Source organism: Streptomyces sp. NPDC054866, from assembly GCF_053610745.1.
In genome coordinates this window covers 532,895-546,254 of sequence record NZ_JBSGZA010000004.1, presented here as the reverse complement: position 1 = coordinate 546,254, position 13,360 = coordinate 532,895, and the positions used below count along the sequence as shown (strand labels likewise).

Annotated in this window: 12 protein-coding genes; 4 read left to right on the top strand and 8 right to left on the bottom strand. The window is 70.7% G+C overall.

Annotation, left to right across the window (positions count from 1 at the left end):
• Nucleotides 1-259: 259 nt before the first annotated feature.
• The 7 genes from ACWGI2_RS23165 to ACWGI2_RS23135 are packed head-to-tail and all read right to left on the bottom strand — an operon-like array spanning nucleotide 260 to nucleotide 8,470.
• Nucleotides 260-1,540 (bottom strand): MFS transporter, encoded by a 1,281-nt coding sequence (locus ACWGI2_RS23165; RefSeq protein WP_453697336.1) that lies wholly within the window; start codon nucleotides 1,538-1,540, stop codon nucleotides 260-262.
• A 48-nt stretch (nucleotides 1,541-1,588) separates the two neighbouring features.
• Nucleotides 1,589-2,836, bottom strand: coding sequence for an ATP-grasp domain-containing protein (locus ACWGI2_RS23160; protein ID WP_453697334.1), 1,248 nt, complete (start codon nucleotides 2,834-2,836; stop codon nucleotides 1,589-1,591).
• The gene (locus tag ACWGI2_RS23155) at nucleotides 2,833-4,011 is read right to left on the bottom strand and encodes a DegT/DnrJ/EryC1/StrS family aminotransferase (RefSeq protein WP_453697332.1); all 1,179 of its coding nucleotides are present in this window, start codon (nucleotides 4,009-4,011) and stop codon (nucleotides 2,833-2,835) included. The genes ACWGI2_RS23160 and ACWGI2_RS23155 overlap by 4 nt, the downstream gene beginning before the upstream one ends.
• Nucleotides 4,008-5,183, bottom strand: a complete 1,176-nt coding sequence (gene blsG / locus ACWGI2_RS23150) for an arginine 2,3-aminomutase (protein ID WP_453697330.1) — start codon at nucleotides 5,181-5,183, stop codon at nucleotides 4,008-4,010. Before blsG ends, ACWGI2_RS23155 begins: the two co-directional genes overlap by 4 nt.
• A 32-nt stretch (nucleotides 5,184-5,215) precedes the next feature.
• Entirely contained in the window at nucleotides 5,216-6,157 is a 942-nt protein-coding gene (blsF, locus tag ACWGI2_RS23145; RefSeq protein ID WP_453396200.1) for a CGA synthase-related protein, read from the bottom strand.
• Entirely contained in the window at nucleotides 6,145-7,131 is a 987-nt protein-coding gene (gene blsE, locus ACWGI2_RS23140) for a cytosylglucuronate decarboxylase (protein WP_453697329.1), read from the bottom strand. Before blsE ends, blsF begins: the two co-directional genes overlap by 13 nt.
• Nucleotides 7,124-8,470: a hydroxymethylcytosylglucuronate/cytosylglucuronate synthase gene (locus ACWGI2_RS23135; protein WP_453697328.1), complete on the bottom strand. Its 1,347-nt coding sequence runs from the start codon at nucleotides 8,468-8,470 to the stop codon at nucleotides 7,124-7,126. The genes blsE and ACWGI2_RS23135 overlap by 8 nt, the downstream gene beginning before the upstream one ends.
• 512 nt (nucleotides 8,471-8,982) lie before the next feature.
• Here ACWGI2_RS23135 and ACWGI2_RS23130 point away from each other — a divergent pair.
• The 4 genes from ACWGI2_RS23130 to ACWGI2_RS23115 all read left to right on the top strand — a co-directional run bounded on the left by ACWGI2_RS23130 (nucleotide 8,983) and on the right by ACWGI2_RS23115 (nucleotide 12,511).
• The gene (locus ACWGI2_RS23130) at nucleotides 8,983-10,314 is read left to right on the top strand and encodes a low temperature requirement protein A (protein WP_453697327.1); all 1,332 of its coding nucleotides are present in this window, start codon (nucleotides 8,983-8,985) and stop codon (nucleotides 10,312-10,314) included.
• A gap of 141 nt (nucleotides 10,315-10,455) precedes the next feature.
• Nucleotides 10,456-11,448 carry a dihydroxyacetone kinase subunit DhaK gene (gene dhaK / locus ACWGI2_RS23125; RefSeq protein WP_453697325.1) on the top strand — a complete coding sequence of 331 codons (993 nt, stop codon included), beginning with the start codon at nucleotides 10,456-10,458 and terminating at the stop codon, nucleotides 11,446-11,448.
• A 51-nt stretch (nucleotides 11,449-11,499) separates the two neighbouring features.
• Complete coding sequence (gene dhaL / locus ACWGI2_RS23120) at nucleotides 11,500-12,108, top strand: dihydroxyacetone kinase subunit DhaL (RefSeq protein WP_453396195.1); 609 nt, start codon at nucleotides 11,500-11,502, stop codon at nucleotides 12,106-12,108.
• Nucleotides 12,101-12,511, top strand: coding sequence for a PTS sugar transporter subunit IIA domain-containing protein (locus tag ACWGI2_RS23115; protein WP_160503269.1), 411 nt, complete (start codon nucleotides 12,101-12,103; stop codon nucleotides 12,509-12,511). The genes dhaL and ACWGI2_RS23115 overlap by 8 nt, the downstream gene beginning before the upstream one ends.
• Before the next feature lie 35 nt (nucleotides 12,512-12,546).
• Here ACWGI2_RS23115 and ACWGI2_RS23110 read toward each other — a convergent pair whose 3' ends face one another.
• Nucleotides 12,547-13,284 carry a glycoside hydrolase family 75 protein gene (locus ACWGI2_RS23110; RefSeq protein ID WP_453697324.1) on the bottom strand — a complete coding sequence of 246 codons (738 nt, stop codon included), beginning with the start codon at nucleotides 13,282-13,284 and terminating at the stop codon, nucleotides 12,547-12,549.
• Between the last annotated feature and the right edge of the window lie 76 nt (nucleotides 13,285-13,360).

Sequence of the window (13,360 nt, the reverse complement as noted above, 5' to 3'; positions counted from 1 at the left end):
TGACCGGCTGGCAGACGCCGTGGCCGGCGACCGGACAAGAGACGGAACGGCGGTGACCAGCCGCCGGCGACGGTGGCCGACCCCGACACACAGCGGCCGATGACCGACCCGGACGCACGGTGGCGTGACCAACCAGGCCACGCCGCCAGCGCAGCGGCCGGTGACCGACCCGGACCTCCGGCGGCATGACCCGGCCGGGGTGCGCGACCGGCAGGCGGTGCCCCGTCGAAGCACACCGCGCTCGGCGGCCCCTGCCCCCTCACCGCTCCCCCGCTTCGGTGGGTACCGGGATCTCTGCCGTACGCCGGCTCATCAGGCCCCGGCAGGCGAAGGCCACGCAGGCGGCGATGAGTGACATTGCGAAGGCGGTGGCGAAGACGCCCCGTGGGCCCGCCGGGTCCATGAGGAGGCCGCCCGCCTGTTGGCCGAGCGCGTCCCCCACCACCGTCGCCAGGGACGCCCAGGTGAAGGCCTCCGTCAGTGAACGGCCGTCCGCCAGCAGGCTGACCAGCGTCATCTCGCTCGCGGAGACGAGCGCGATGGGCACGCTGCCGACCGCCAGTGCGAGCGCGAGCGTCAGTTGGGACGTCGCGAGCAGCGGTAGCCCCGTGCCGACGGCGAACGCCAGCACCAGGCGCGGGAAGCGCACATGCACCGCGACCTCGGACTGGGAGCGGCCGAGCCACACGGCGCCCAGGGCACTGCCGATGCCCCAGCAGGCGTACACCAGGCCGGTGTTGCCCTGCGAGCCGTGGTGGTCGACGAAGGCAGGGATGGCCAGCGTCATCAGCCCGATGGGCACGGAGCTGAGCGCCATCACGGCGGTCAGTGCGAGCATCGGCGGCGACCTCAGAGGGCCGAGGAGGCCGAGGAAGTCGCCACTTCCGGTCTCCTTCCTCGGCTCCTTGCCCGCCGCCTCCGTCGTCGCGCCGTCCGTACCTTCGGGCACCCGCGTGAACGCCAGACCGATCGCTCCGGCGCCGCCGATCACCGCGACGGTGGTCAGCGCCGCCCCGGCGGATCCTGTCAGCATCAGCACCGCGAGCATCAACGGCGCCCCGATCACCAGGACTTCGGTGAGAAGCGCCTCCCACAGGTACGCGGTCTCCCGCTCGTCGTCCCGCAGCGGAAGCCGCGCCCACAGCGACCGCATGCAGGCGTTCGCCGGGGGCAGCGTGATCCCGGCGAGCACGGCCAGGCCCGGCTGCGCCCAGTCGCCCGGCTCCGTGGTCCACACCAGCGCGGCGAGCGCCGCCGGGTAGACCGTGCCGGTCGCCACCAGGACGGCCCTGCGGCCCCGCCGGTCGACCCGGCGGGCGATGAGCGGGCTGCCCAGCGCCATGCCGATGGTGTAGAGCGCGGAGACCAGACCGGCTTGGGCGTAGCTGCCGCCCTGTTCGCGCACGACGAGCACCATCGCGAGGGACATGAGATAGACCGGCAGCCTGGAGACCACGCTCCACCAGGCGGGTCCCGCGACCTGACGGCGCGTGAGCAGGGCGGCGAGACGGCGCGCAAGACCGTTCGGCTTCACTTCCATGGTTCCTGTTCCGTGGTGGCCCGTTGCGGGCGTACGAGTAGCAGCGGCTCAGCGTTGGAGCGTTCTGGCCGCCGGCCTCTGGGTGATCACTTCGATCGTGAAGGCGTCGAGTACGCCGCGCATGCGCTTTTCCACCTCGGCGATCGACCCTCCGGTCACGTGGACGTATCCGGACGCGTTGTGCGAGGCGCGCTGCGCCTCCACGAGGTCCCCTTCGCGGAACCGGAGGACGCTCTTGACGACCCCGGGCAGCCCCAGCAGTTCCTCCTCGGGGGTGATCCGGCGCACGGTCCCCGAGCCCGGCAGCGGCAGCAGCAGGTCGCCCGCGCAGCAGCGCCCGAAATACTCGAGGGCGGGGCGGCGGCCGAGGTAGACGTCCAGCGTGGCGCCGAACACGTCGAAGCCGTACGCGTACCCGTGATTGGCGGTTATCTCGCAGCCCGCGAGCCGGACCCCGATCTCCCCCGCGTACACCTCGTCGCCGACGACGAAGAACTCCATGTGCGCGTACCCGTGCTCGATCCCCATGCCGGTGACGATCCGCTGGAGCAGGCCCCGCAGGTCGACCGGCGGCCGATCGTCGGTGGCGACACTGATGTTGGCGTTCATCGCGCCGTCGACGATGTCCAGCGGACGGCACGGCATGGCACTCGGCCATGCGTCCAGGACCTCGCCCCCGTGGATGAGCGCGCACACCTCCCACTCCGTGCCGCCCAGATGCTCCTCGACCAGCCAGGAGCGGCCGTTGACGGCCAGGTCGGGCAGCTGCTCGGGGCCGGTGAGCCGGAAGGTGTCGACGCAGGCGAAGGAGTCCACGGGTTTCAGTACGACGGGCCAGCCGCACCGCGCGGCGAACTCCTCCACCTCGTCCGCCGTGGAGACGCGCGCGTACCGTGCGGTGAGGAGACCGAGCTCGCGGAACTTGTCCTTCATCGCCGCTTTGTCGCGCACCCAGCTCACTTGACGCTCCGTCAGGTGCGGCAGACCTGCCAGCGAGGCGAACCGCTGGGCGATGTCCTGGCGCGGCTCGGAGGGGTTGCAGAACCGCGTGGGTGCCACGGGCAGTTCAGCGGCCCAGGCGCGGTAGCGGGCCGCTTCCTCCTCCAGGGGCAGCCGCTCGTTCACCCAGAACGCGGGGATGTGCGCGGTCTGCCGTACGTACTCGTCCGTGAGGTCCTTGCGCGCGGAGGCGAATCGCAGCAGAGCCAGCCGGCCGGGCAGGGCGTCCACCGCGTACCGGGTGAAGGTGGAGGCACGGTCGTCCGCCATGAGGAGCACCGGCGGCGGCGCGTTCACGCGGTCTCCAGTGCCTGGCGGACCGACTTGACCGCGAGGACCTGTTCGGCTTCGGAGAGTTCCGGCGAGAGCGGCACGCACAGGGTGCGGTCGAGGAGGTCCCGGGTGCGGGCGAACCCGTCGCGGCTGAGGGCGAGCGGCTGGTCGGGGGCGAGGTTCCAGGGGAAGCCGTCGGCGTAGAGCGAACGCCGTCCGGCGACCACGGGGTGGTCCGGTAACAGGTATTTGTTGAGCGTCCAGTTGGCGATGCCCCGCTCGGTGAGGGCGGACACGGCGGCATCGCGTAACTCCCGGCTCTCGCAACGGAACCGGAGACTGATCTTCACGTCGCCCGCCGCGCGGGGCAGGACGTCGAGGCCGGTGCGGTCGGGCAGTTCGTCCATGGCGATGGCGTGGTGGCGCTCCAGGCCGGAGAGCACCTCGTCGAGGTGGCGGAACTGCTGGTACTGGATCGCCGCGACCTCCTCGCTGGTGACCAGGTTCTCGCCGTAGTAGGCGTCCTCGTTCCAGGTGGGGTAGCGGCCGGGCACCCGTGCCGACCCGTGGTCGTGGTAGCAGCGCATCGTCTCCCAGGCCGCCGGGTCGTTAGTGACGAGCAGGCCACCCTCCCCCGAGGTGAGCACCTTGTTGTGGTGGAAGCTGAAGGTGCCCGCGTAGCCACGGGTGCCGGTGTGCCGCCCGTCGGGGAACGTGGCGCCGAGCGCCTGGGCGCTGTCCTCGATGACGTACGGGACGCCGTCGGGCAGGGGCGCGACGGTGCCCTCCATGTGGGCGACGATGGCCCGTTGGGTGCCCTCGGGGATCAGCGAGGTGTCCATGGAGAGCGACTCGTCGACGTCCACCAGGACGGGAATGAGGCCGCTGGAGAGGACGGCGCCCGCCACGGCGACGAACGTGACCGCCGGTATGTGGACGACGTCACCGACGCGCGGACGGGTGGAGACCAGGGCGAGCCGCAGCGCCTCGGTGCAGTTGTGCACCGCGAGCACATGACCCGCTCCGAGCCGTTCCCCGACCCGCCGTTCGAGGCGGGACGCGATGCTCTCGGTCTCCGTCTGGTAGCGGAAGAGAACGCCCTGCTCGATGGCGGCACGCAGTTCGTGCATGTCGGGCCAGTCGAGGTAGTTGGCGCCGTAGGGGAGGAACCGCAGTCCGAGCCGTTTGTCGAGGGTCATGTCGCGTCAGCCTCCGTGACGGGGTGCACCGAGGCGTCGACGACCATCTCCTGGCCTCGGTAGTTGCGGAGCAGCAGGCCTTCGGGAACGCGGGAGAAGTACGGCTGGGCGATGGGGATCTTGCCGATTTTCGTCGTCAGTACGTACTGCGGTACGCCGAAGCCGGTGATGTGCCCCTGCAGGCCCTCCATGATTTCCCAGCCCTTCTCGATGGAGGTCATGAAGTGGGAGACGCCGGTGACGTTGTCGCAGTGGTAGAGGTAGTACGGCCGGACCCTGATGCGGAGCAGCTCGGTCATCAGCGTGCGCATCGTCGTGACGTCGTCGTTGACGCCGCGAAGCAGCACGGTCTGGTTCCCCACCGGGATGCCGTGGCGCAACAGCCGGTCGACCGCGGCGGCGGACTCGGGGGTGATCTCCTTGGGGTGGTTGAAGTGCGTGTTCAGCCAGACCGGGTGGTAGCGCGCGAGCATTTCGCAGAGTTCGTCCGTGACGCGCTGGGGCAGCAGGACGGGGAAACGGCTGCCGATGCGGATGATTTCCACGCTGGGGATCGCCCGGAGGCCGGAGATGATCTCCTCCAGCTTGCCGTCGCGGTACGAGAGCGGGTCGCCGCCGGTGAGCAACACGTCTCGGATCTCGGGGTGTTCGGCGATGTAGCGCAGGTCCTCCTCGAAGGACTCGCCCTCGTTGTCCCGGAAGTAGCTGCCGTCGACGTCGGTGGTGTGGAACTTCCGTGTGCAGTGCCTGCAGTAGACCGGGCAGGCCTCGGTGATCAGCATGATCACCCGGTCCGGGTACTTGTGCACCACCCGGTTCGTCTTGCGGTAGAACATGTCGCCGACGGGGTCGACCTCGGCGCCGCTGAACTCGGCGAGTTCACCGAGTGCGGGGACGGCCTGCTGCCGGATCGGGCAGGTGGAGTCGTCCGGGTCCATCAGGGACGCGTAGTAGGGGGTGACGCTCCAGCGGTATTTGCCCGCCGATTTGTCGATGGCCTGTTCCTCGTCGGCGGTGAGGTTGATCCACTGCCGTGCCTTGTCGACGTTGGTGACACGCTTGCGCATGTGCCAGCGCCAGTCGTTCCACTCCGCTTCGGTGATCTCGGGGAGCCCCGGCCGGTCCGGAACGGGGTGGCGGTCCGCGTCTGTTGCTCCAGGAGTGTGGGGCATGGTGTCTCCAGGTTCTGCGGGTGAGTGACCTGTCACAGGGGTGCGAGGGAGAGCTGGCGCAGGGTGCGGGCGACGCGCTGTGCGCCCCGCAGGTCGTCCGTGCCGCCGTCGAGCGCGGACCACGGGTCCGGCTTGTCGGGAGCCCAGAGGGAGGGGTCTCCTGGGTCGGCGGCCAGGGGGACGGGAACCGCACGGGCGACCCTGTCGGCCAGGTCGCGCTGCGTGTCGCTGAGCGGCGGCAGAAAGGCGAGCGGCGCGCGCCGGGCCTGGGCCAGCGCCACGGCGCCCAAGACCGGGGCGGCCAGGAGCAGTTCGGCGTCCGCGTGCAGGGCGTCGACGTCGGTGTCGGCGGCGCGTCGGACCCGTACGCCGTCGAGCCCTTCGAGCGTGTCACGCACACTCTCGACGCGCATGTCGCAGACCACCTCGCACCGCTGGGTGCGGCGCACCGCCTCGGCGGCGAGCTGCCGCAGCGCCCCGGAGGTGAACGCGTCCGCGTCCCCGGCCGGTACGTCCCACAGCGAGAGCAGCAACAGGGTGCCGCTCCGCCTGCGCCCGCGCGTCATGCGGGCTGGCGCGAGCACCCCGGTGGTGCGCGCGCCGCGCGGTGTCGCGGGCCACGGTCCCGGGAGCCATGCCGGGCGGTGCACACGGTGCAGTGCTCCCTCGGTGCCTTCCGCCAGGGGGGTGACGGTGTCCCGGTGTCCCGAGGACAACTGCACGACGGGTACGCCCAGGTCGAGGAGACGGCGGGTGGCGGCATCGTCGTCGCAGACCAGGGCCACGTCCGGCGGCGGCCCTTCGTCCCCCGGACGGCCCTCGGCCCCGGTCCGCTCAAGTTCGCCCAGGTGCGCGGCGATCCGCCGCCCGGCGAGCAGCGAGTCGAGTTCCTCGTCCCGCGACACAAGGAGCACCCGGCGCGGGGCGGGACCTGACGGCAGCGGGGCGGGCCCGCCGGGGCTCAGTACTGCCACGGTGCCGCCGTCCCGAGCCGGGCGACGTCGTCGCTGTAGCCGGCGGCCGTGGTGGAGCAGCCGCCGCACATGTCGGGCCCCCGCTCGCGGAAGAAGTCCGCGTGGGTCCGGAAGACCGGCGTGTCCAGCTGGATGGCGCCGCCCTCGCGCAGCGGGGCGCCGCCCAGGTCCTCCCCTTCCCGGTGCGGGAGACAGCTGCAGGCGTACATGCGCCCGTACTTGCCGTCGATGTAGATCACGTCGTCCACGACATGGCACAGGGGTTCCGATGCGCGCGGGGTCAGTGACTCCGCGAAATAGCGCTCCTGTTCCTCACGGGTGTCTCCGTAGAAGCGCTTGCCGAGCGGCACGAGGAGGGTGTCGGGGTCCGCGTCGTAGATCGGGTCGCAGACCGCGCGCACGTGATCGGGGTCGGGGTAGGTGATGGAGCGCTCCAACTTCAGGGCGGAGAGCTCCCATTGCTTGACGCCGGCCTCGGTGAGCACCTTCTGCAGGTCCGGCATCTCCATGTAGTTGTGTGGCCCGACCACGGTGTTGACCCGGGGAAGGACACCGAGGGCGGCGGCGTCGCGCAGTCCTTGCAGGCCGTTGTCGAACATGCCGGGGGAACGCCGGTAGACGTCGTGCGTCGTGGCGGAGCCGCCGTCGAGGCTGACGATCACCTGGGCGAGGCCCGCCTCGGCGAGGAGCGGAGCCTTCTTCGGCAGCATCATGCCGTTGGTGATCATGGACATCTTCATGCCCGCGTCCGTGCCCGCCCGCACGAGCTCGACGATGTCCTGATGCATGAGCGGTTCGCCGCCGGTGAACCGTACGTAGGCCACTCCGGCTTCACGGGCCTTGGGCAGCAGTTCGGTGAAGTCCTCCAGCGAGAAGCGGAACGTGTCGCGGGAGAGCGCGAACTCGCACATGAAGCAGTCCGCGTTGCAGGCTTCCAGGATCCTGATGAAGAGATAGCGCTGACGCTCAGTCATGTACGTCGATGCCTTCCTGGACGGTACGCGGAACCGCGAACCCGGCGGGGCCGGGGCGCGGCTCCCTGTCGAGTACGTCGAGCAGGGCCTCGGCCACCTGTGCGGCGCCACGGGTGCCGACCTGGGTGGCGAGGCCTCCCCAGTCGGCGCCGGTCGCCGCGCGCCGCAGAGCCTCAAGTACGCCGTCACGTACGGCGGTCACGAAACGCGGGGCGTTGGCCGCGTCGGCAGCGTTGGTGATACCCCCGTAGATGATCCGGAGGGCCGCGTCCTCGCCCTGCGATCGGCGGGCCAGGGCCTCGTCCTCCGCGAAGACCTCCGCCGGCCAGACGACTCTGACGTCGGCGTGGACGGCCCGGCTGTGGAAGCGGCCGTTGAAGATCTGGCTGAGGTTCTGCGGCGGCAGGCAGACGGTGGGCACCGAGAGAGAGCCGGCCTCCAGCAAGGTGGTCAGGCCCGGCGAGGTCAGCAGAACGTCGCAGGTGGCGAGCCGGTGGAGGAACTCGGCGTGGGAGAGCGGACCCGCCGTGACGCTGAGGTCCGCGTCGCCGCTCGCCGCACGGAGCCGCTCGGCCAGACCCGCGGGCAGATTCCCGGCCACATGCGCCTCATGGACCCCGTACGCGTTGAGGGCTTCGAGCACCGCGGGCACGACGATCTCCGGATAGCGCGTCCAGTCGGCCAGGTCGGGGGCGCGCAGGCCACCCAGGTTCACCAGGGCGCGCCGGAACGGCTCCGGACGGCTCCGCCGGGGAAGCGGAGCCTCGGGGGGAGTACCGATGACGGCTTCGACCCAGCGCAGTTCGCGTACGGAGCCGAGTACGCCGATGCACTCCTGCGGCAGCTCGACGCACTGTTGCGCGCAGTAGAGGGAGACCTCCAGCGGAAGTTCGGCAAGGTCGCCCTCGGTCCACAGGAACGGCAGGCTGTCCACGAACACGGTCGGCACGCCCGCTGCTTCCAGGGCCATGGCCGCGGGACCGTCGAGCACGACGACGGCCGCGTCGATCCCCTCCGCCTCCACCACCTTCGCCACGGCATCGGTCCGCTCCCCCGCGGGAGCCCCGTCCGGCAGGTCGTACCAGCGGTCGACCGCGTGCTGAGCCAGCAGCGGCCGTCCGAGGCCGGACGCGAGGCCGACGAACCTCAGCGGACGAGCGGACCGTTCGCGCAGGGCGGCCAGGACGGCGCTCAGCTTGCCGGAGCTTCCCCAGCCGAACTCGGCGCCCGCGACGGCGACGGTGACCGGAGCGGAGCCGGCGGTCGCGGCGGGTGCGCCCGGGGCGGGGACGGGTTTCTCCCGGACATCTCGCGGATCCGGAGGGCGTACACCATGCATCGTTCTGTCCAACTCCCTTGCCGGGGCCGGGGTGTGGCCCCTGTCGGGTGAGTGCGGAGGAGGGAATGTCACGTCGGGATGAGGGTGCATTCGAGCCGCGCCGCAGCGGTCGACCGCGGTCGGCTCAAGCGGCCGGAGAGGGAGTCCTTCCGCTTTCCACACGATCACCCCTGTCCCCAGGCGACGCATAGGCCCCCGGGTCACCTTCTAGCCATGGATAAGTAGTTGCGACCTGATTGCAATAAGCCGCTCGCGTGCCGTGCCCGGGCTCACCCGAATGACACGTTCCGAGCCCCGGTCCCCCATGGGCGCACCGACTGTGCACGTGCTCGCGGAGGCACCGACACCCTCTCCAACAAGCCGTTCCGACGACCGAAGACCGTCAGGAAGACGCCCCGGAACAACGGCCGAAAGAGGCCACTGGCACATGCCGCGGAAGATGGCCGTGCGGACCGGACCGTGCGGCGCGAGCCTGTAACGGACGACGTGAGACGTGAGAAAGGATGCTGGACATGAGTGATCCCCAGCGCCCCGGCAACACCCACGAGCCCGATGGCCCCGATGGCCCCGATGGCCCCGATGGCCCCGGCAAAGCCTCTCTGTCACATCGGCTGATCCCGATGACCGGGCGTGACCCGGAGGAACACGGGCGGGTCTCCACGCCGCTGGAGCTCCTCTTCGACCTCACTTTCGTGGTCGCCGTCGGCACCGCCTCGTCCCACTTCGCCGAGATGGTCGCCGAAGGACACGCCGGTCAGGCGGTCACCGCGTTCGTCCTCGCGATGTTCGCGATCAGCGTCGCCTGGATCAGCTTCAGCTGGTTCGCCTCCGCCTTCGGCACCGACGACTGGCTCTACCGGGTCCTGACGATGGTCCAGATGATCGGCGTCGTCGTCTTCTCCCTCGGGCTGCCCGCGATGTTCCACTCCGTCGAGGAGGGCGGGCACCTCGAACTGCGGGTCATGGTGCTCGGATACGTCGTGATGCGCGTCGCCATGCTGCTCCAGTGGTGGCGCGCCGCCCATGACTCCCCCGCCTTCCACGACGTGGGCATGGCCAACATCCGCTGGACCGCGATCGTTCAGCTCGGCTGGATCGTGGTCGCCTTCACCCACCTCCCGCTGGCCGCCGTGTTCACCGCCTTCATCCTCCTCGGGGCGCTGGAACTGGCGCTTCCGGTGCTCACTCAGGGCGCCGCGGGCGGCACCCCCTGGCACCCCCATCACGTCGCGGAGCGCTATGGCCTGTTCGCCATCATCGTGCTCGGCGAGGGCGTAGTCGGCACCGTCGCCTCCTCGGGCGAACTGCTGGGCGGCGCGGACGGCACGCACTGGAGCGGCAACGCGATCGCCGTGGTCATCGCCGGCGTCGGGCTGACCTTTGGCATGTGGTGGGTCTACTTCGCCACCCCCTTCGGTGACGTCCTCGTCCACCGCCGCGGCCGCGGATACCTTTTCGGCTACGGACACATCCCCCTGTTCATCGGCATCGCGGGCGCCGGTGCCGGACTGCACGTGGCCGGACTGCAGCTGGAACACCACTCCAAGCTCGGCGACGTCGCCGTGGTCCTGTCCCTGGCCCTCCCGGTCGGCCTCTACCTGCTGATGGTCTATCTGCTGCACACCCTGCTGATGTCCGTGGCGGACCGATTCCACCTGCTCCTGATCTCCCTCACCCTCGCCGTCCTCCTGACGGCCGTCCTCCTGGCCGCGGCGGGCGTCGCGATCGCGGTCTGCCTGCTCGTCGTCATGCTCGCCCCCTTCGTCACCGTGCTCGGCTACGAGACGATCGGCCACCGCCACCAGCAACAGATGCTGCGGAATCTCGCTGCCGAACATCGCTGACGACACCCGGCGTGACCCGCCCGGCGCCGCCCGGCGCTGTTCCCTCGATAATGACCCCAGTTCGCAAACCTTCCCCGGGCCGCTCGGAACCGCCAAGATCGAGAACCAGAGACACTTGACCTGACCCACCAGGAGGTACCCGTGAAGATGCTGATCAACGTCGCGGAGACGGTCGTAGCGGACGCGCTGCGGGGTATGGCGGCGGCGCATCCCGAGCTGACGATCGACGTGGAGAACCGCGTGATCGTGCGCAGGGACGCTCCCGTCGACGGGAAGGTCGCCCTCGTCTCCGGCGGAGGGTCCGGGCACGAGCCGCTGCACGGTGGGTTCGTGGGGCCGGGGATGCTGTCGGCCGCCTGTCCCGGTGAGGTGTTCACCTCGCCCGTGCCGGATCAGATGGTGCGGGCCGCCGCGGCCGTGGACAGCGGGGCGGGGGTGCTCTTCGTCGTGAAGAACTACACCGGTGACGTCCTCAACTTCGACATGGCCGCCGAACTCGCCGAGGACGAGGGCATCCAGGTCGCCAAGGTGCTCGTCAACGACGACGTGGCCGTCACCGACAGCCTGTACACGGCGGGGCGGCGCGGGACCGGCGCGACGCTCTACGTGGAGAAGATCGCGGGGGCCGCAGCCGACGAGCGCCAGCCGCTGGAGCGGGTCGAGGCGATCGCGCGGCAGGTGAACGAGAACACGCGGAGTTTCGGGGTCGCGCTCAGCGCTTGTTCCACTCCCGCCAAGGGCAGCCCCACCTTCGATCTGCCGTCCGGCGAGCTGGAGTTGGGTGTCGGCATCCATGGCGAGCCGGGGCGCGAGCGGCGCCCGATGATGACGTCCAGCGAGATCGCGGACTACGCCGTGGACGTCGTACTCCAGGATCTGCAGCCCCGCAATCCCGTGCTCGTGCTCGTCAACGGCATGGGCGCCACTCCCCTCCTCGAGCTGTACGGCTTCAATGCCGAGGTCCAGCGTGTCCTCGCCGAGCGCGGCGTCGTCGTGGCCCACACGCTGGTCGGAAACTACGTGACCTCGCTGGACATGGCCGGGGCCTCCATCACCCTGTGTCAGGTCGACGAGGAGCTGCTGCGGCTGTGGAACGCCCCGGTGCGTACCGCGGGGCTTCGCTGGGGTATCTGATCCGTCACTTGTGTCTCTCTGCCCAACCGTTCTATCGCGCAAGGAGTTTCCGTGCTCGACGCCGCATTCTTCCGTCACTGGCTGGCCTCGGCCGCCGCACTCGTCGACCGGGAGGCGGAGCGGCTCACCGAGCTGGACTCGCCGATCGGCGACGCCGACCACGGCAGCAATCTGCAGCGCGGGTTCGCCGCCGTGGTGGGCACTTTGGAGAAGGAGGCACCGGCCACGCCGGGGGCCGTACTCACCCTGGCGGGACGGCAGTTGATCTCGACCGTGGGAGGTGCGTCCGGGCCGCTCTACGGGACGTTGCTCCGGCGTACCGGCAAGGCTCTCGGTGACGCCGCCGAGGTGAGCGAGCAGGAGTTCGCCGGCGCGCTGCGCACGGGCGTCGACGCCGTCAGCGCGCTCGGTGGCGCGGCGCCCGGCGACAAGACCATGCTGGACGCCCTCGTCCCCGCGGTCGACGCGCTCACGGAGTCGTTCGGCGCGGCGCGTGACGCCGCCAACGAAGGTGCCCTGGCCACGACGCCTCTCCAGGCGCGCAAGGGGCGGGCCAGCTATCTGGGCGAGCGCAGCATCGGGCACCAGGACCCCGGGGCGACCTCGTCGGCGCTCCTCTTCGACGCGCTCGCAGAGACCGCGGAGGCCGGCCGTGAGTGACGACAAGCTGGTCGGCATCGTCCTCGTCTCGCACAGCGGGCCTGTCGCCGAATCCGTCGCCGCGCTCGCCACGGGGCTCGCGGGCGGCGGGACGACCGCGCCCGTGGCCGGTGCGGGCGGCACCGAGGACGGCGGCCTCGGCACGAGCTCGGAGCTCATCGCCGCGGCGGCCGCGAAGGTGGACGGCGGCGCGGGCGTCGCGATCCTCACCGATCTGGGCAGCGCGGTGCTGACCGTGAAGGCGCTGATCGCCGAGGGCGACGAGCTGCCGGAGGGCGCCCGTCTGGTGGACGCCCCCTTCGTCGAGGGTGCGGTCGCGGCGGTGGTGGCCGCGTCGGCGGGCGCCGACCTCGCGGCGGTGGAGGCCGCGGCAGCGGAGGCGTACTCCTACCGGAAGGAGTGAGGCCGGGCCGGTTCTGGACGGGCGGTTCTGGGCGTTCAGTTCTGGAGGAGGAACTTCCGGGCCAGCGCGTCGCCTCGGGTGACCGCGGCCCGGTGGTCCTCGATGGGGGACGCCTTGGGGCCGTCGAAGACGATGTAGGTGACGCCCGCGCCGGTGCCGCCCGACCTGGGGTCGGGGCTGATGCCGAGCGACTTCGCCGCCGCGTAGGACGCCTCGCCGATGAGGTCGGTGGGTCCCGTGTCGCCGACGACGGCGTACAGGACCTTGCCCCCATGAATCACGGCGACCACCGAGCCGCCGGTGATGCCGTGCTTCGTGTGGCTCCAGAGGTGGCTCGCGCCCGGCACGACGACGTACGGGAGGGTTTCCGCGCTGAGCTGGCGGCCGTTGGATTCCTGGAACGCGGTGGCGTCCTGGAACAGGGGGTCCGTGCGCCGGTTGCAGGCCTTGCCCGGCCGGCCGTCGCAGTCGATGTCCATGTCGGCCTTCCAGAACACCGCGCCCCGCTTGCCGCAGACGGGGATGTTCGCGGGGGCTCCGTCGTCCGTCCGGTACTTGCCGCGAGAGACCTGTTGACAGGTTGCGACCTTGGCCAGGAGGGCGGCAGCGGACACGGTTCCCTCCTGGCGGGCCGGGGCGACTGAACTCCCCTCGCCCTCAGCCGACTTGGTGCTCGGCTCGCTCTCCTGCGGATACGCCGACGCGGGCTGGGACGCGGGGCCGAGCAGGGCGGCTGTGGCGACGGCGGCGAGCGCCGCGGTTCTGGTACGCACGAGAAGAGACCTTCCCCAAGAGGAAACTGACGGACAGACACCCCAATCTGTCCCGAGTCGCCCGGCCCGGCCACTG